12 protein-coding genes, 1 tRNA gene and 2 rRNA genes are annotated in these 17,591 nt (G+C 48.8%); 7 read left to right on the top strand and 8 right to left on the bottom strand.

The genetic code is table 11. The features are described 5' to 3' along the window. Positions 1-48: 48 nt before the first annotated feature. The 4 genes from A4G20_03115 to A4G20_03100 all read right to left on the bottom strand — a co-directional run bounded on the left by A4G20_03115 (position 49) and on the right by A4G20_03100 (position 5,386). Positions 49-2,972, bottom strand: a 23S ribosomal RNA gene (locus A4G20_03115). A 241-nt stretch (positions 2,973-3,213) separates the two neighbouring features. Continuing rightward, positions 3,214-3,289 (bottom strand) — tRNA-Glu (locus A4G20_03110). Positions 3,290-3,369: 80 nt separating this feature from the next. Continuing rightward, positions 3,370-4,914 (bottom strand): 16S ribosomal RNA (locus tag A4G20_03105). The 16S and 23S rRNA genes sit together here with 1 tRNA gene alongside, the layout of an rRNA operon. Before the next feature lie 289 nt (positions 4,915-5,203). After that, positions 5,204-5,386: a hypothetical protein gene (locus A4G20_03100; GenBank protein ID QIW15392.1), complete on the bottom strand. Its 183-nt coding sequence runs from the start codon at positions 5,384-5,386 to the stop codon at positions 5,204-5,206. Between the two features lie 23 nt (positions 5,387-5,409). Between A4G20_03100 and A4G20_03095 the strand changes: the two genes are divergently transcribed. The 3 genes from A4G20_03095 (at position 5,410) to A4G20_03085 (ending at position 7,655) form a co-directional block, all read left to right on the top strand. Beyond that, entirely contained in the window at positions 5,410-6,822 is a 1,413-nt protein-coding gene (locus A4G20_03095; protein QIW15391.1) for a type I glutamate--ammonia ligase, read from the top strand. 45 nt (positions 6,823-6,867) lie between these two features. Continuing rightward, positions 6,868-7,257 (top strand): hypothetical protein, encoded by a 390-nt coding sequence (locus tag A4G20_03090; protein QIW15390.1) that lies wholly within the window; start codon positions 6,868-6,870, stop codon positions 7,255-7,257. A 74-nt stretch (positions 7,258-7,331) separates the two neighbouring features. Further along, the gene (locus tag A4G20_03085) at positions 7,332-7,655 is read left to right on the top strand and encodes a hypothetical protein (protein QIW15389.1); all 324 of its coding nucleotides are present in this window, start codon (positions 7,332-7,334) and stop codon (positions 7,653-7,655) included. A gap of 33 nt (positions 7,656-7,688) precedes the next feature. Here the strand turns inward: A4G20_03085 and A4G20_03080 are convergent, their stop codons facing one another. Further along, positions 7,689-8,612, bottom strand: coding sequence for an aminoimidazole riboside kinase (locus tag A4G20_03080; GenBank protein QIW15388.1), 924 nt, complete (start codon positions 8,610-8,612; stop codon positions 7,689-7,691). Between the two features lie 68 nt (positions 8,613-8,680). Continuing rightward, positions 8,681-9,148 carry a hypothetical protein gene (locus tag A4G20_03075; protein ID QIW15387.1) on the bottom strand — a complete coding sequence of 156 codons (468 nt, stop codon included), beginning with the start codon at positions 9,146-9,148 and terminating at the stop codon, positions 8,681-8,683. A 244-nt stretch (positions 9,149-9,392) separates the two neighbouring features. Between A4G20_03075 and A4G20_03070 the strand changes: the two genes are divergently transcribed. Beyond that, positions 9,393-10,343, top strand: coding sequence for a transaldolase (locus A4G20_03070; GenBank protein QIW15386.1), 951 nt, complete (start codon positions 9,393-9,395; stop codon positions 10,341-10,343). A 79-nt stretch (positions 10,344-10,422) separates the two neighbouring features. Here the strand turns inward: A4G20_03070 and A4G20_03065 are convergent, their stop codons facing one another. Both A4G20_03065 and A4G20_03060 read right to left on the bottom strand, forming a co-directional pair. Next, a complete protein-coding gene (locus tag A4G20_03065; GenBank protein ID QIW15385.1) occupies positions 10,423-12,018 on the bottom strand; it encodes a peptide transporter in 1,596 nt (531 codons plus the stop codon). Between the two features lie 117 nt (positions 12,019-12,135). Further along, entirely contained in the window at positions 12,136-15,051 is a 2,916-nt protein-coding gene (locus A4G20_03060) for an RNA polymerase-binding ATPase (GenBank protein ID QIW15384.1), read from the bottom strand. Positions 15,052-15,267: 216 nt separating this feature from the next. Between A4G20_03060 and A4G20_03055 the strand changes: the two genes are divergently transcribed. The 3 genes from A4G20_03055 to A4G20_03045 all read left to right on the top strand — a co-directional run bounded on the left by A4G20_03055 (position 15,268) and on the right by A4G20_03045 (position 17,568). Beyond that, the gene (locus tag A4G20_03055) at positions 15,268-16,320 is read left to right on the top strand and encodes a hypothetical protein (protein ID QIW15383.1); all 1,053 of its coding nucleotides are present in this window, start codon (positions 15,268-15,270) and stop codon (positions 16,318-16,320) included. Between the two features lie 91 nt (positions 16,321-16,411). Next, entirely contained in the window at positions 16,412-16,957 is a 546-nt protein-coding gene (locus A4G20_03050; protein ID QIW15382.1) for a hypothetical protein, read from the top strand. A 104-nt stretch (positions 16,958-17,061) separates the two neighbouring features. Further along, a complete protein-coding gene (locus tag A4G20_03045; protein QIW15381.1) occupies positions 17,062-17,568 on the top strand; it encodes a hypothetical protein in 507 nt (168 codons plus the stop codon). Positions 17,569-17,591: the final 23 nt, after the last annotated feature.

Raw genomic sequence — 17,591 nt, 5'->3', positions numbered from 1 at the left:
AGTCTTTGTTATTCGTTGTTTCTTCGTTTTTGCTTCTTCGTTTCTAAAAACGCTTGAGCGTTGTATAGTTAAGCCTCTCGGGCAATTAGTATCAGTTAGCTCAATGGCTCACACCACTTACACATCTGACCTATCTACGTCGTAGTCTTCAACAACCCTTACTGACTTATAGTCAGGGAGAACTCATCTTAAGGCAAGTTTCGTGCTTAGATGCTTTCAGCACTTATCTCTTCCGCACTTAGCTACTCGGCAATGCGTCTGGCGACACAACCGAAACACCAGCGGTGCGTTCACTCCGGTCCTCTCGTACTAGGAGCAACCCCTCTCAATTCTCCAACGCCCACGGCAGATAGGGACCGAACTGTCTCACGACGTTCTAAACCCAGCTCGCGTACCACTTTAAATGGCGAACAGCCATACCCTTGGGACCTACTTCAGCCCCAGGATGTGATGAGCCGACATCGAGGTGCCAAACACCGCCGTCGATATGAACTCTTGGGCGGTATCAGCCTGTTATCCCCGGAGTACCTTTTATCCGTTGAGCGATGGCCCTTCCATTCAGAACCACCGGATCACTATGACCTGCTTTCGCACCTGCTCGACTTGTCTGTCTCGCAGTTAAGCTTGCTTATACCATTGCACTAACCTGACGATGTCCGACCGTCATTAGCAAACCTTCGTGCTCCTCCGTTACGCTTTGGGAGGAGACCGCCCCAGTCAAACTACCCACCAGACACTGTCCGAGTACGTGTTTCCATACTTCGTTAGAACATCAAACGTTAAAGGGTGGTATTTCAAGGACGCCTCCACAATCACTGGCGTGACTGCTTCTAAGGCTCCCACCTATCCTACACATCAAAATTCAATGTTCAGTGTCAAGCTATAGTAAAGGTTCACGGGGTCTTTCCGTCTAGCCGCGGGTACACCGCATCTTCACGGCGATTTCAATTTCACTGAGTCTCGGGTGGAGACAGCCTGGCCATCATTATGCCATTCGTGCAGGTCGGAACTTACCCGACAAGGAATTTCGCTACCTTAGGACCGTTATAGTTACGGCCGCCGTTTACTGGGGCTTCGATCAGGAGCTTCTCTTTAAAAGATAACACCATCAATTAACCTTCCAGCACCGGGCAGGCATCACACCCTATACGTCCACTTTCGTGTTTGCAGAGTGCTGTGTTTTTAATAAACAGTTGCAGCCAGCTGGTATCTTCGACCGGTTCAACCTTCATCCGCGAGGGACTACAATCTACGCCGGCGCACCTTCTCCCGAAGTTACGGTGCTATTTTGCCTAGTTCCTTCACCCGAGTTCTCTCAAGCGCCTGAGTATTCTCTACCTGACCACCTGTGTCGGTTTTCAGTACGGTTTAGATAAACCTGAAGCTTAGTGGCTTTTCCTGGAAGCGTGGTATCAGTTACTTCAGTGCCGTAGCACCTCGTCATCAGTTCTCGGTGTTAAGAGAGTCCGGATTTGCCTAAACTCTCCACCTACCGCCTTAAACAGACATCCAACAGTCTGCTAACCTAACCTTCTCCGTCCCCACATCGCAGTTTATCCAAGTACGGGAATATTAACCCGTTTCCCATCGACTACGCTTTTCAGCCTCGCCTTAGGGGCCGACTCACCCTGCCCCGATTAACGTTGGACAGGAACCCTTGGTCTTCCGGCGAACGAGTTTTTCACTCGTTTTATCGTTACTTATGTCAGCATTCGCACTCGTGATACGTCCAGCAAGCCTCTCGACTCACCTTCATCCGCTTACACGACGCTCCCCTACCCAACAATGTTTCCATTGATGCCGCAGCTTCGGTGCTATATTTGAGCCCCGTTACATCTTCCGCGCAGGCCGACTCGACTAGTGAGCTATTACGCTTTCTTTAAATGGTGGCTGCTTCTAAGCCAACATCCTAGCTGTCTAAGCCTTCCCACTTCGTTTCCCACTTAATATAGACTTGGGGACCTTAGCTGGCGGTCTGGGTTGTTTCCCTCTTCACGATGGACGTTAGCACCCACCGTGTGTCTCCTGAGTATCACTCTTCGGTATTCGCAGTTTGCATCGGGTTGGTAATCCGGGATGGACCCCTAGCCGAAACAGTGCTCTACCCCCGAAGGTGTCCGCTCAAGGCTCTACCTAAATAGATTTCGGGGAGAACCAGCTATCTCCCGGTTTGATTGGCCTTTCACCCCCAGCCACAAGTCATCCGCTAATTTTTCAACATTAGTCGGTTCGGTCCTCCAGTTAGTGTTACCCAACCTTCAACCTGCCCATGGCTAGATCACCGGGTTTCGGGTCTATACCTTGCAACTAGACGCCCAGTTAAGACTCGGTTTCCCTACGGCTCCCTTATTCAGTTAACCTCGCTACAAAATATAAGTCGCTGACCCATTATACAAAAGGTACGCAGTCACAAGATTACTCTTGCTCCCACTGCTTGTACGTACACGGTTTCAGGTTCTATTTCACTCCCCTCGCTGGGGTTCTTTTCGCCTTTCCTTCACAGTACTGGTTCACTATCGGTCAATCAGGAGTATTTAGCCTTGGAGGATGGTCCCCCCATCTTCAGACAGGATATCACGTGTCCCGCCCTACTTGTCGTAAGCTTAGTTCCACAAAGGCTTTTTCAGATACGGGATTATCACCCTCTACGATTGAGCTTCCCAGCTCATTCTCCTAAAACCTCTGCTATAACTTACTGGCTCTTCCACTTTCGCTCGCCGCTACTCACGGAATCTCGGTTGATTTCTTTTCCTCGGGGTACTTAGATGTTTCAGTTCTCCCGGTTTGCCTCATTAGCCTATGTATTCAACTAATGATAGTAGGTTCTTCACCTACTGGGTTTCCCCATTCGGAAATCTTGGGTTAAACGCTTCTTATCAACTCACCCAAGCTTATCGCAGATTAGCACGTCCTTCTTCGCCTCTGATTGCCAAGGCATCCACCGTGTACGCTTAGTCACTTAACTATACAACCTCAAACGTTCTTCTAAGTTCGCTTCGTTTTACCTTAGCTTTACTTTTTCAAACACTTAGGTCTAATTAACAACTAGACTTGAACGCTTTTGTTCGTTCAAGATTTTTAACTACTCAGACTTTTTCTTATCCTTTTTGATATGTCGATTTCTCTTCATATCGGACTTGAAAGTCTCTTCAGTTTTTCAGCTTGTTTACAAATTTTTAAAGAACAATTTAGACAACCAAAGTCATCTTTAAATGGCGTCCCCACGGGGATTCGAACCCCGGTTACCGCCGTGAAAGGGCGATGTCCTAGGCCTCTAGACGATGGGGACAACATTTAAAGATGTCCTTCCTGCCATTATATCAACATTATCAAACAATCTGTGTGAACACTTGCAGTCGTTCTTGTTTCGGTAAGGAGGTGATCCAACCGCAGGTTCCCCTACGGTTACCTTGTTACGACTTCACCCCAGTCATGAATCATACCGTGGTAAACGCCCTCCCGAAGGTTAAGCTATCTACTTCTGGTACAACCCACTCCCATGGTGTGACGGGCGGTGTGTACAAGGCCCGGGAACGTATTCACCGCAACATTCTGATTTGCGATTACTAGCGATTCCGACTTCATGGAGTCGAGTTGCAGACTCCAATCCGGACTTAGATGCACTTTCTGAGATTCGCTCAACGTCGCCGTCTCGCAGCCCTCTGTATGCACCATTGTAGCACGTGTGTAGCCCTACTCGTAAGGGCCATGATGACTTGACGTCATCCCCACCTTCCTCCAGTTTATCACTGGCAGTCTCCTTTGAGTTCCCATCTTTACATGCTGGCAACAAAGGATAAGGGTTGCGCTCGTTGCGGGACTTAACCCAACATTTCACAACACGAGCTGACGACAGCCATGCAGCACCTGTCTCTCAGTTCCCGAAGGCACAAATTTATCTCTAAATTCTTCTGAGGATGTCAAGAGTAGGTAAGGTTCTTCGCGTTGCATCGAATTAAACCACATGCTCCACCGCTTGTGCGGGCCCCCGTCAATTCATTTGAGTTTTAACCTTGCGGCCGTACTCCCCAGGCGGTCGATTTATCACGTTAGCTTCGGGCACCAAGGTTAAACCCCAATCCCCAAATCGACAGCGTTTACAGCGTGGACTACCAGGGTATCTAATCCTGTTTGCTCCCCACGCTTTCGCATCTCAGCGTCAGTATTGTCCCAAGGGGCTGCCTTCGCCTTCGGTATTCCTCCACATCTCTACGCATTTCACCGCTACACGTGGAATTCTACCCCTCCCTAACATACTCTAGCTACCCAGTATGAAATGCAATTCCCAGGTTAAGCCCGGGGCTTTCACATCTCACTTAAGTAACCGCCTACATGCCCTTTACGCCCAGTTATTCCGATTAACGCTCGCACCCTCCGTATTACCGCGGCTGCTGGCACGGAGTTAGCCGGTGCTTCTTCTGTGACTAACGTCAATTGCTATGTCTATTAAACACAACACCTTCCTCATCACCGAAAGAACTTTACAACCCGAAGGCCTTCTTCATTCACGCGGCATGGCTGCATCAGGCTTCCGCCCATTGTGCAATATTCCCCACTGCTGCCTCCCGTAGGAGTCTGGACCGTGTCTCAGTTCCAGTGTGGCTGGTCATCCTCTCAGACCAGCTAGAGATCGTCGGCTTGGTAGGCCTTTACCCCACCAACTACCTAATCCCACTTGGGCTCATCTTATGGCATGTGGCCCGAAGGTCCCACACTTTACTCCTAAGAGACTACGCGGTATTAGCGACAGTTTCCCGTCGTTATCCCCCTCCATAAGCCAGATTCCCAAGCATTACTCACCCGTCCGCCACTCGTCACCCAGAGAGCAAGCTCTCTTGTGCTACCGTTCGACTTGCATGTGTTAAGCCTGCCGCCAGCGTTCAATCTGAGCCATGATCAAACTCTTCAATTCAAAAAGTTTAATCGCTCAATAAACTGCTTAGCTAAAGTTTACATATTACTTATTAAGTAAAAATGAATTTCTAGTTTAAGCACCTATTAAGACTTTAATCAAAATTAAAAATATTTTAACAAGTCAATCAACAAGTGCCCACACAGATTGTCTGATATCTTTTTAAAGAGCAAAAAAGAACGACGCACTTGCAGAAAACTGATTTGCAACTGTGCGTCGTTGCGATGGGGCGTATTATAGAGATTTTGGAAAACCTTGCAAGTGGTTTTTGTAAAATTTTTGAAATTTTTCTTAAAAAATTGCGACTTTGATTGGATTTGAACCAAGTTGCGCAAATCCCACCCGGTCTGTGTCTAACTTGTCTTCATCTCCTTTCCGCCTAAATGACAGTTGCAAAATTTTCCCAAAAATAGCCCGCTTGTTATTTGAATAATCGTTTGCCTTAGCATAGAATACAGCGTTTTCATACTTCACTTTAACTCCTGAGGAATCCCCCTATGTCTAACGCTGTTGATAAGGTTTTTGATTTAATTGAAGAGAACGACATCAAGTTCGTCCTGCTTCGCTTTACCGATATTAAGGGTAAGGAACACGGTGTATCTTTGCCGGCAAGTTTGGTCGATGAAGACCTGTTTGAAGAAGGCAAGATGTTCGATGGCTCATCGGTTGAGGGCTGGCGCACCATCAATAAGGCTGATATGCTGCTTATGCCCATCCCCGAAACTGCTGTTGTTGACCCCTTCGCCCAAATCCCTACCCTCTCCATCCGCTGCTCCATTTATGAACCTAGCACCATGCAAAGCTACGATCGTGACCCACGCTCCATTGCAAGCCGTGCAGAAAATTATTTGAAATCCACCGGCATTGCCGACAGCGTCCTCTTCGGGCCGGAGCCAGAGTTTTTCCTCTTTGATGATGTCCGTTTTGACACCCAGATGAACGGCAACTTCTTCCAGGTGGACGACATTGAAGCCGCCTGGAACAGTGGTAAGCGCTATGAAGAAGGCAACAGCGGCTATCGCCCACTGAAAAAAGGCGGCTACTGTGCCGTTGCGCCGAATGATACCGCCCACGACATCCGCTCTGAAATGTGTTTACTCATGGAAGAAATGGGCCTAGTGATTGAAGCCCACCACCATGAAGTCGCCACTGCCGGCCAAAACGAGATTGCTACCCGCTTTAACACCTTGGTTAAAAAGGCGGACGAAACCCAAATCTACAAATACATCGTGCAAAATGTGGCTGCTGAACACGGCAAAACCGCCTGCTTTATGCCAAAACCAATCACTGGGGATAACGGCTCGGGTATGCACTGTAATATGTCCTTGAGCAAGGATGGCAAAAACGTCTTTATGGGCGATAAGTATGCAGGCCTGTCTGAAACGGCCCTCTACTACATTGGTGGCATCATCAAACACGCCAAGGCTCTGAACGCCTTTACCAATCCGTCAACCAACTCTTATAAACGTCTTGTACCTGGTTTTGAAGCGCCAGTTCTACTGGCCTATTCTGCCAGCAACCGTTCGGCCTCTATCCGCATTCCAGCGGTCACCAGCCCGAAAGCTACCCGTGTGGAAGCCCGCTTCCCAGACCCATTGGCCAACCCATACTTAGCCTTTGCCGCCCTCTTGATGGCAGGCTTAGACGGTGTGCTCAATAAAATCCACCCAGGCGATGCCATGGATAAGAACCTCTACGATTTGCCACCGGAAGAATTGAAAGATATTCCTGCCGTAGCTGGCTCTCTTGAAGAGGCCTTGAATGCCTTAGAAAAAGACTACGAGTTCCTCACTAAAGGAGGGGTCTTTGCCAAGGACTTTATCGAAGCCTACATCGGCGTGAAACGCAAGGAAGTGGAACGTCTCAATATGACCCCACACCCAGTGGAATTTGAGATGTACTATGCTTAAATCAACAAACGGCTCATCTGAGCCGTTTATTTTTGGAGAGAGAAAATGAACAATCCAGCCTGCCCCTGCCAATCGGGCCTAGACTATACCCAATGCTGTGGCCCCCTGCATGCGGGAAAAATCGCCCCCAGTGCGGAAAGCCTGATGCGATCCCGCTACTCGGCCTATGTTCTAAAAAAGATTGATTATGTGGTGGCCACCACCCTGCCCAGCCAACAGAAGCACTTGGATATTCAGGCCATGCAGGACTGGGCTGATCAAACCCAATGGCTGGGCCTAGAGGTGTTACATCATAATCCCAAGGCCGGAAAAAACCGAGCCACGGTGGAATTTAAGGCACGCTTTGTGGCTGAAAGGGGAGAACAGGTACATCATGAACTTTCCCTCTTTATCAAGCAGAAAGACTGCTGGTTCTTTGTTGATCCTAATGTTTAGCAAGCGGTCTGTTTTTTGGAAAAATTTGCAAATCATTATACAATATCTGCTTTTTAGGACTAGAAGGATTTTTTATGGATTTCCCAATTTGCCCGGCCTGTAAGGGCGAAAACACCTACCACGATTCCATCCAATTTGTTTGCCCAGACTGTGCCCATGAGTGGACAGGCCAAGAGGTTGTTGAAGAGGACGAAGATCAACTTATTGTTAAGGACAGCAATGGCAACCTCTTAAACGAGGGTGATGATGTTATCCTTATCAAGGATCTCAAGCTCAAGGGATCATCTGAGGTTTTGAAGAAGGGGACTAAGTTCAAGGGCATTCGCCTGGCCCGAGGCGATCACAATGTGGATTGTGGTAAGATTATGCTCAAGTCTGAATTTCTGAAAAAGGCTTAACAAAACGGACGCTACTTGCGTCCGTTTGCTTTTTTAATTGGCTAAATAGGCCTCAAGTTCCGCCCGATTTGGCAGGGCCGACATGGCCCCCTTGGCTGTGGTGGCAAGCGCCCCAGAGGCATTGGCCTGGCGGATAATTTGCACCAAACTTCCCCCATTTTGCCAATCTTGGGCCTGATAAAGCCCCGCCAGCAAACCGCTGACAAAGGCATCGCCCGCCCCTGTGGTGTCCACTGGCTGAACAGGTTTGCCAGCAACAATTTGGCTTTGGCCTTGGAAATGGTAGTAAGCGCCGTCCTTGCCCAAGGTGATGATAATCAGTTTTTCAGGGTACTGGGCCACAATGGCCTCGGTGGCCTCTTTTAAGGAGGCTGTGTCGGTTAATAGGGTCAGTTCCTCTTCCGAGAATTTCAGCACATGGGCCAGGCCCACTACCTGATTGACCACGTTTTTCATTTCCTCCAGGCTGGCCCAGAGGGATTCCCGTAAATTAGGGTCGAAGGAGACAAAACCGCCTGCGGCCTTAATACGCCGAATGGCCTCAAGGGTGGAAGAGCGGGACGGCTCATTAATCAGAGCAATGGAGCAGCAATGTAGCCAATCGCCGGCCTCAAAACTTGGCAGATCGCCTGTTTCTAAGAACTGATCGGCACTTGGATTGACCATAAAAGTAAAGCTACGTTCGCCCTGATCCAAGCCCACTACCACCGTGGAAGTGCGTTGTTTCGGGTCGAGAATCATCTGCTGGGTATCCACCCCCTCGGCCTGCAAGGTCTCTTGCATAAAACGGCCTAAGGGATCATTACCCACTCGGCCAATAAAGCCTGCTGACACATCCAAGCGGGAAACGCCCACCGCCACATTGGCTGGTGCGCCGCCGGCACAGCGTAAATAATGGTTTTCGCCATCGGGGATTAAGTCCACCACGGCATCGCCTAGCACCCAAATCTTACTCATCGTCTTCTCTCTTTGGTTAATGTAACTGGCCGAATTTTAGCTAAAACGGTTTAGTTATACAATCTTCTTTACTTAATCCATCTATCTTCGTCTTGCTTACGCTCAAATTCCGCATCAAAGGTATTGGGGTTCTGCCCCGCCTGCTGCTGAAAATTGCCAAAACGGGCGAAGGTCATTTTGCTGGAAAAATACTTGAGCAGGTAGGCCTTGATAAACGTTCGAGTAATGGGCAAGACCATAAGCACAGCCAAAATATCGCTAATAATGCCCGGAATAAGTAACAAGATCCCCGCCACCACAAACAAGAGGGAGGAAATTAAGGCGTCCGTTGGCACCTTTCCCCTGCTAATATCGGCACGAATCTGCATAATGGTAAAGAGGCCCCGCAATTTAATCAGCCATAAGCCCGCCACAGAAATGGCGATCATAAGTAAAATCAGGGGCAGCACACCGATAGACGAACCAATGGCCACCAGCAAGGAAATCTCACAATAAACATAGAAAAACAGGCCAACAAGAAAAATTAATAGTGGCATTTTCACTCCTTTTGGTTATCAATACCCAGCCAATGTGGCGACCTTCAGCCCCACTTTCAAGCCTCTTTGCAAAAAAGAGGCCTATTTTGCCCGCTTGTCGGCCGGCAAAAAATCATTTCTGCTCAAATCGTATGTTTTTATGGCAAAAATGTGATCTGACTCACAATTTTTGTCCTACTTTTTGTGCGTTAGCTGTTATGATATGCAAACTTTTTCTTCATTTTCCCTAACTCGAGGACTTATTATGAACCAATTAGACGCTTTAAGAGCCATGACTGTTGTGGTTGCCGACACAGGCGACATTGACGCCATCAAACAATACCAGCCTGAAGATGCCACCACCAACCCATCACTTATCTTAAGTGCCTCTGCCCTGCCGCAATATGCTCCTTTAATTGATGAAGCCGTGGCCTATGCCAAGGCCCAAAGCGACTGCAAGAACCGCCAATTAGTGGACGCAGGCGATAAATTAGCCGTCAATATCGGCCTAGAAATTCTCAAAGTGGTCAAGGGTCGCATTTCAACCGAAGTAGATGCCCGCTTCTCCTACGACACAGAAAATACCGTGAAAAAGGCCCGCAAATTAATCGGCCTCTACGAAGCAGCAGGCATCAGCAAAGACCGTATTTTAATTAAAATCGCCTCCACCTGGCAGGGGATTAAGGCGGCTGAAATCCTAGAAAAAGAAGGCATCAACTGTAACCTGACCCTCCTCTTCTCCCAAGCTCAAGCCCGTGCCTGTGCTGAAGCAGGTGTTTACCTGATTTCTCCATTCGTAGGCCGTATCCTAGACTGGTACAAGGCCAACAGCGACAAGAAAGAATACGCCCCAGCGGAAGATCCAGGCGTGATTTCTGTGACCTCCATCTACAACTACTACAAGGAACACGGCTACAAAACCATCGTGATGGGCGCCAGCTTCCGTAATGCAGGCGAAATCACCGAACTTGCCGGCTGCGACCGTTTGACCATCGCCCCAGCCCTCTTAAAAGAATTAAGCGAAAGCAACGAGCCGCTCGTGCGTAAATTGGCCTATGAAGGTGAAGTAAAAACCCGCCCAGACGCCCTAACCGAAGCCGAATTCTACTGGCAGCACAACCAAGACCCAATGGCGGTTGAAAAACTAGCCGAAGGTATCCGTAAATTTGCGGTGGACCAAGAGAAATTGGAAGCTATGCTGGCAGCCAAGTTATAAGGCTCAAGCAATAAAAACAACAAAGGCGGAGAATATCCGCCTTTATTATCTAACTAGCCCTTCAAATTGAACACATACTCTAATCTTCTAACCTCACCCCATAAAAGGCAGTATAGCCAAAGGGGCTTTGCACAAAACCCTTCACCCGCTTATGAAGGGGAACATAATTGATGGCATGAGCAAGCGGTATAATTGGGCTATTTTCTTGCACAATCGCAACAGCTTCTCGGTACTGCTTAGCCCGTTCATCTTGGTCTTGGGTTTGCACAGCACTGCGCAATAAGGCTTCTAAAGTATCATCTGTCCAGCGGGCATAATTTGTACCAGGGATATTCTCACGACTAAACAAGGGGAATAAGAAGTTATCTGGATCACCATTACGGCTTGTCCAGCCATAGGTTCCTGCTGAAAACTCACCCTCACGTGTACGCTTGTTAAAATCTGCCCAGTCATGGGTCACCAATTTAGCTTTCACGCCAATTTTGGCCCAGTCTGCTTGAATAATTTCAGCCGTACGGCGAGGATTGGGATTGGACGGTCGCACAACAGGTTGTACCCAAATTTCTGTTTCAAACCCATCAGGAAAACCTGCTTCTGCCAATAAGGCTTTGGCTTTTTCAAGATCAAAACCATATTGTGGGAGGTCAGCATTATAGCCCAACACCGCATCCGGGAAGGGATTATATGCCACTTTTCCACCGCCTTGATAAACCGCCTCAACAATGGCTTGTTTATCTGTTGCATGATGCAGTGCTTGGCGAACCTTTGGGTTATTTAGAGCAGGTTTTAAGCTATTTAAGCCAATATAGGCGAGATTTAGTCCTTCACGTTCTAATAAGGTAATCTCTTTATCCTGTTTCATTTGAGCAATATCGGCAATATTTGGAAAATCAATTACATCACATTCATTGGCCTTGAGCTTAGCATAGCGTGTACCTGCATCGGGCGTAATACTAAAGATCAGGCGTTCAATGCTGGCTTTACCCTTCCAATAGTCGGGATTTGCCTGAAAACGTACTGCATGGTCGGTTTGATAGGTTTGAAAAATGAAAGGGCCTGTCCCAATAGGATGTTGATCTAGCACCTCGGGCTTGCCAGCAGCCAATAATTGTTCAGCATATTCTTGAGAATAAATAGACAGAAAATCCATGGCCAAGGTTGTAATGAAAGGCGTATTCGGTTGATTTAGGGTGATTTTAATGGTGTAATCATCCACTTTCTCCACGCTTTTTAAGATTTTTGGCAAATTCATCCAATTAAAGTAAAAGTAGGTGCCAGCCGATACAAGATGGTAAGGATGCTCTTTATCTGCCTGCCGCTGAAAAGAAAAAATCACATCATCTGCATTAAAATCTCGGCTAGGCTTAAAGGTTTTGCTGGAATGAAATTTTACTCCCTTACGCAAATGAAAGAGATAGGTAAGCCCATCTTCACTGACTTCCCAGCGCTCTGCCAAGCCTGGTTCAACCTCAATTTTACCTGCTTTAAACTCAACCAAACGGTTATAAACCTGTTGAGAGCTGGCGTTAAAATCATTGGCATCATTAATAATGGCCGGGCTTAATTTCATGGGAGGGGTAGCAATGCAGTTCACAAGGGTATTCGCTGGAGCCGCAATACTGAGGCCAGAAAAAGCAGTCAGGCTTAAACCAAGAGCAAGAGGGAGTAATCGCATAAGTCATTCCTTTAATATTACAGAGGCCAATAATGTATAAGGAAGGACAAGAGAGCTGAAATAATAAAAAAGACTGGCTTATAACAAAGTGTGCTATAAGCCAGTTTGCGGTTCATACTAGGCCTGGTTACTCACAATCACCCGCAGGCTGTCTAGGCGGAAATTGGCCTGCTCTAGCTGCTGGAGGGATTGCTCACGAATGGCCTCCAGCGCCTCGATCTCATCGGCCCGGATATTCTTATTGACCGCCTGTAGTGAGGTTAGGCGGTGCAGTTCGGCACTCAGGGTCTGGTCGGCCGTTTGTTTGGCCTGCTCAATAATGGCCTGGGCCTGTGGAGCAATTTTTTGCTGGCTGACGGCAATCAGCTTTTCAATTTCGGCCCTGGCCATTTTAACGATCTTATTGGCCATTTGCTTATTAACCGGCTTGAGCTGTTTTTCTAAACCTGCAACCGAGACTTGGGAGGCCAGATCGTTGCCCTTACCGTCCAATAAAATCCGCACCGGTGTTGGCGGCAGGAAGCGGGTTAGTTGCAGGCCTTTTGGAGCCTGGGCTTCGACAATGTAAATGGCCTCCAGTAAGAGGGTGCCGGCCGGCAGGTTCTTATTAATGAGGAGGGAAACGGCCGATTTGCCGATGTCGCCCGAGGTAATCAGATCAATCCCGTTGCGGATCATAGGGTGATCCCAGGTCAGAAATTCCACTTCCTCCCGCATGAGGGCCAGCTGGCGGTCAAAGGTCACGGTGGAACCTTCCTCGCTTAGGCCTGGGAAGTCTGGCACCAGCATATGGCCGGTTGGGCTAATCACAATGCTCTGCTCGCCCAGGTCTTCCTGCTCTAACCCGATCACATCAAAGAGATTGAGGGCGAAATTGACCAGTTGCGGGTTGCTGTCCTGATCGGCAATTTGGCTGGCCAGGTCTTGAGCGGCCTCGCCACCGTTGGAATTGAGCTCCAAGAGCCGATCTCGGCCCTTTTCCAGTTCCATTTTAAGGGCCTGCTGGCGTTTGTGGGTTCTTGCTAAAAAGTCCTCAAATTGACCCGCTTGTTGAGGGTTGAGCATAAAGTCCCGCAGTTCTGCCCCCAGTTCACTAAAGAGGCTGGCCCCCATTGGGCAGGTTTCTTCAAAGGCATTGAGGCCCTTGTGGTACCACTCGCAGAGCATTTGCTGGCTGGATTGGCCAAAGCAGGGCACATAAATTTGGATGTCGTGCTTCTGGCCGATACGGTCTAGGCGACCGATACTTTGCTCCAATAAGTCTGGGTTGTCTGGCAGGTTGAAGAGCACCAGGGAGCGGGCAAATTGGAAGTTCCGCCCCTCGGAACCGATGCTGGAACTAATGAGTACCTGAGCTCCTTCTTCCTCTTGGGCAAAGTAGGCTGAGGCCCGATCCCGTTCGACAATAGACATTCTTTCATGGAAGACAGCCGAGCGAATGGCTTCTTTCTCCCGCAGGATTTGTTCCAACTGAATGGCCGTTTCGGCCTGCTTGCAGATAACCAAGATCTTCTCATCCCGGTGGTTCTTGAGGAAGGTAATCAGCCACTCAATTCGAGGGTCGAAGTCCCACCACTTGGCATCCGGGTTCATGCGTTGGAAGAGGCGTTCAGGATAGAGCAGGTTTTCCAGGCTGTTCTTGCCCATCAGCCCCATAACCTTGAGGGCATTGGCATATTGGCTAGGCATGTCTAAGGTCACCTGGTGGAATTCACGATGCGGGAAGCCCTTGACCCCTTGGCGGGTATTACGGAAAAGCACCCGGCTGGTGCCGTGGCGGTCAATCAGCTCGCTAATCAGCTCTTGTCGCACGGCCAAACGCTGTTCTGCATCAATTTCTGGGGCGTTGATAATGCGTAACATAGGTTCCACATCCTGCTCAGCCAAGAGGTCGCTAATGCTGGATTGTTCCTTGGCATTGAGAGGCTTATCGCTAAGTAGGGTCGCTACCGCATCGGCCACCGGCTGATAATGCTTTTGTTCGTCCACAAAGGCCTGATAGTCGTAGAAGCGATCAGGATCCAAGAGAGCCAAGCGGGCAAAGTGGCTGGCCTGGCCAAGCTGTTCGGGCGTGGCCGTAAGCAGTAGGACGGAGGCAATTTGCTTGCTAAGCTGGGCAACAAACTCATAGCCAATGCTGGGCTCACTTTCATTCCATTCCAAGTGGTGGGCCTCATCCACAATCAGCATATCCCAGTCGGCAGCCAAGACCTGCTTGGCCCGCTGTGGACTGGTTTCCAGCCAGTCTAGCGAACAGATGACCAGGGATTCGGTTTCAAAAGGGTTCTGGGCCGGCTCTTGGCTATCCTCATCCTTGGGGGCGAAGTCGGCACAACGCTCCTCATCAAAGAGGGAAAAATGCAGGTTAAAACGGCGGAGCATTTCCACCAGCCACTGGTGTTGCAGGCTTTCAGGCACCAGCACCAAGACCCGCTCCACCCGGCCGGAAAAGAGCTGTTGTTGCAGGATCATACCGGCTTCGATGGTTTTCCCCAGGCCCACTTCATCGGCTAAAAGTACCCGGGGAGCCAACCGTTGGCCCACTTCCTTGGCGATATGTAACTGGTGGGGAATCAGGCTGGCCCGAATGCCCCGTAGGCCACGCAGGGGCGATTGGAACTGGGCCTGCTGGTGTTTAAAGGCCTGATAACGCAGGGCGAAACGATCGCTGCGGTCGATCTGGGCCGAAAAGAGGCGGTCTTGCGGCTTGCTAAAGCTGACCTTGTGATCCAACTGCATTTCTGGCAAAACGGCTTCCTCGCCCGTGTCGGTGCGGGTGCCCAAATAAAGGGCAATGCCCTGGTTTTCCACCACCTCGCTGACCGTCAAGGCCCAGCCCGCTTGGCTGTTCACCTGATCGCCCTTGGCAAAGACCACCCTCGTCAAGGGGGCAACCGCCGTGGCGTAAACCCGCTGTTCGCCCGAGGCCGGGAAATCAATGGTCACGGTGCGGAGATCGACTGCTGTCACCATCCCCAGCCCTAAATTATTTTCACTTTCGCTGATCCAGCGTTGTCCGATTACAAAACTCATATTACCCTCAACATCTTGGCAAAAAATTAGGGGTATTTTACCTGATTTTGGGCTTCAATCGCAGGGGAAAGAAGGCGTTTGCTTATAAATTAAATCATGGCAGCAGGCCTGCAAGGCTTAAAATTTGATTTGTCATACCAAGGCAAATCAAGCAAAATAGCCTTGAGATCGTTCATACAAGCGGTTTAATTTTTCGATTTTTTGACAAGGAACCTTATGCAACAAAACGCTTCCCTCTTACGCTTTTTGCTGGCCTTTGCCGCCATTATCATTATTTTAGCCGGTGTAAAACTGGCCAGCGAAATTGTCGTGCCCTTTTTATTGGCCCTTTTTATCGCCATTGTTTGCTCGCCCTTGGTTAATTTTATGACCAAACGCCGTGTGCCGCTTTGGCTGGCCATTATCCTGCTCTTTATCCTGATTGGCGTGGTGTCGGTCTTCCTTATCGGGCTGATTAACAGCACGGTACGGGAATTTAGCCAATCCATTCCGCAATATCGGGGAATTTTCGCCCAACGTTTGACCGACATTCAAGCCCTGCTGCAAAAGGCCCATATTCCCCTAGAATTTTCGCCCAATGATGTGCTGAACCAGTTAGACCCAAGTGTCATCATGAACTTTGTCAGCGGTTCCCTGCTGAGTTTTTCGGGGGCGGTCAGCAATATTTTTGTGCTGATTTTGGTGGTGATTTTTATGCTTTTGGAAATCCCAACCATCAAGCACCGTCTTGAAGTGGTGCTCAAAATTCCTCACACCGAAGATGAACAGGAAAACCCGCTGGAGCGAATGCTTAAGGGCATCATCACCTATCTAGGCGTGAAGTCCCTCATGAGTATTGCCACGGGCATTTGTGTCTTTATCGCCCTCAAGCTCTTGGGCGTGCAATATGCAGTGCTTTGGGCCACGGTCAGCTTCTTGCTCAACTACATTCCCAATATTGGCTCGGTCATTGCAGCTATTCCTGTGGTCATTCAGGCCTTCTTGCTCAATGGTTTCCCCATTGGCCTGGGCGTCATGGCGGCGGTGATCGGGGTCAATACCGTGATTGGCAATATGATTGAACCCCGCCTGATGGGTAAGACCTTGGGGCTTTCTACGCTGGTGGTATTTTTATCCTTGCTCTTTTGGGGCTGGCTACTGGGTACGGTGGGGATGTTGCTGTCGGTGCCACTGACCATGGCCCTTAAAATCGCCCTAGAATCTAGCCCAAAAACGGCCCGTTATGCCATTTTGCTGGGTGATATTGATGAAAATTCAATCAACCAGTAAAGCATTAAGATTTCATTAAGATCCCCTTGTTTTAATGAGCGCATCGAAAATGATTCGATATAGCTTAAATTTAAAACAAACGGAGATTTCTATGAAAAAATTAATTGCTTTAACCTCAATCCTTGCCCTTTCAGGCGCGGCTTTTGCCAACACCTCTGCGGTAGAAACCGCCAATCAAGCCGCCAGCGTGATTGCAAGCCCAGCCGCCCCAAGTTTTGGCCCAAAAGGTGGCTTTGAACGAGGCGAGCGTGATGGCCGCAAACACGAGGGCAAGGAAAAACGCTTTGACCGTGAGAGCAGAGATCACAAAGACCGCAAAGATCGTAAGGACAGAAAAGAAACTAAGGGCCCACAAGGCGGTTTCTTTGATGAGAGTTTGGCGGCAAAAAACCTGGCTGATGCCAAGAACGCCAAGGACAATACGCCTTTTATCATTGAAGGCCACATCATCAAGCAAGTGGGCAAAAATGATTTTATCTTCAAAGACTTGCAAGGCAACGAGCACGAAGTAGAAGTCAGCAAACGAGCTTGGCAGGGCAAAACCATTACCCCTGCGGATAAAATCAAAATTGAAGGCAAGATTGACAGCGATTGGGGCAAGACCGAAATCGAGGTCAAACGCATCACCACTCTTTAATCTTAAAACGGCTCTTCAGAGCCGTTTTTTGTTTCGCTCACAGGCAAAATCTTCTATGATACAAGCGGTTTATTTTCTGGCATTTTCTGCAAAAAGGAGTATCTATGGCAGATCCGCACATCAAATCCCCCATGGATTTTTGGGACTATCTCACGGTGATCATTTATCGTTCAGGCTTTGTTTTGGCGGCCTTGGCCCTGTTTGCCCTGCCTTATTTTCCTCATGAAGCCAGCCTAGCTGCCCTGATTGCAGGCACCATGTTGGCCTCTAGCCTCCATCTTTATCTCAAGCACTTCCGCCTGATTTTCCAGTTTGCCATGTGGATTGGCCTGCTTTGTTTTATTTTTAACCTGCCGCTCCTAGCTCTGGGTGCTGCTTTCCTAGTGATTGGGGGCTTATGCTACAAGGAATATTTCTGCTTTCGGGTCTTTGGCCTTAACTTTCAGCCTCTTTTGCTGGCACTCTTATGGGCAGCCTTTGCCTTGCAACTCACGCTTATGGTGCAGATCCTCTCGCTGGTATGCGGCCTTTTATTGGCCCTCCTAGCCTTTCAAAAATGGCGTATGCCCCTGCATTTTGATATAGGCGATAAAAGCAAGTACCAAGTGTAAACCTTTGTCAAGCAGGGGAAAAT

The organism is Pasteurellaceae bacterium RH1A (assembly GCA_012221805.1).
Lineage (GTDB): Bacteria > Pseudomonadota > Gammaproteobacteria > Enterobacterales > Pasteurellaceae > RH1A.
This window is presented reverse-complemented; position numbering and strand designations above follow the sequence as displayed.

What these genes read in the sequence shown, in the direction of transcription:
- A4G20_03060 (QIW15384.1), bottom strand. Translation starts at nt 15,051, where the DNA reads ATGAGTTTTGTAATCGGACAACGCTGGATCAGCGAAAGTGAAAATAAT.
- A4G20_03070 (QIW15386.1), top strand. Translation starts at nt 9,393, where the DNA reads ATGAACCAATTAGACGCTTTAAGAGCCATGACTGTTGTGGTTGCCGAC.
- A4G20_03050 (QIW15382.1), top strand. Translation starts at nt 16,412, where the DNA reads ATGAAAAAATTAATTGCTTTAACCTCAATCCTTGCCCTTTCAGGCGCG.
- A4G20_03090 (QIW15390.1), top strand. Translation starts at nt 6,868, where the DNA reads ATGAACAATCCAGCCTGCCCCTGCCAATCGGGCCTAGACTATACCCAA.
- A4G20_03055 (QIW15383.1), top strand. Translation starts at nt 15,268, where the DNA reads ATGCAACAAAACGCTTCCCTCTTACGCTTTTTGCTGGCCTTTGCCGCC.
- A4G20_03080 (QIW15388.1), bottom strand. Translation starts at nt 8,612, where the DNA reads ATGAGTAAGATTTGGGTGCTAGGCGATGCCGTGGTGGACTTAATCCCC.
- A4G20_03065 (QIW15385.1), bottom strand. Translation starts at nt 12,018, where the DNA reads ATGCGATTACTCCCTCTTGCTCTTGGTTTAAGCCTGACTGCTTTTTCT.
- A4G20_03095 (QIW15391.1), top strand. Translation starts at nt 5,410, where the DNA reads ATGTCTAACGCTGTTGATAAGGTTTTTGATTTAATTGAAGAGAACGAC.
- A4G20_03085 (QIW15389.1), top strand. Translation starts at nt 7,332, where the DNA reads ATGGATTTCCCAATTTGCCCGGCCTGTAAGGGCGAAAACACCTACCAC.
- A4G20_03045 (QIW15381.1), top strand. Translation starts at nt 17,062, where the DNA reads ATGGCAGATCCGCACATCAAATCCCCCATGGATTTTTGGGACTATCTC.
- A4G20_03075 (QIW15387.1), bottom strand. Translation starts at nt 9,148, where the DNA reads ATGCCACTATTAATTTTTCTTGTTGGCCTGTTTTTCTATGTTTATTGT.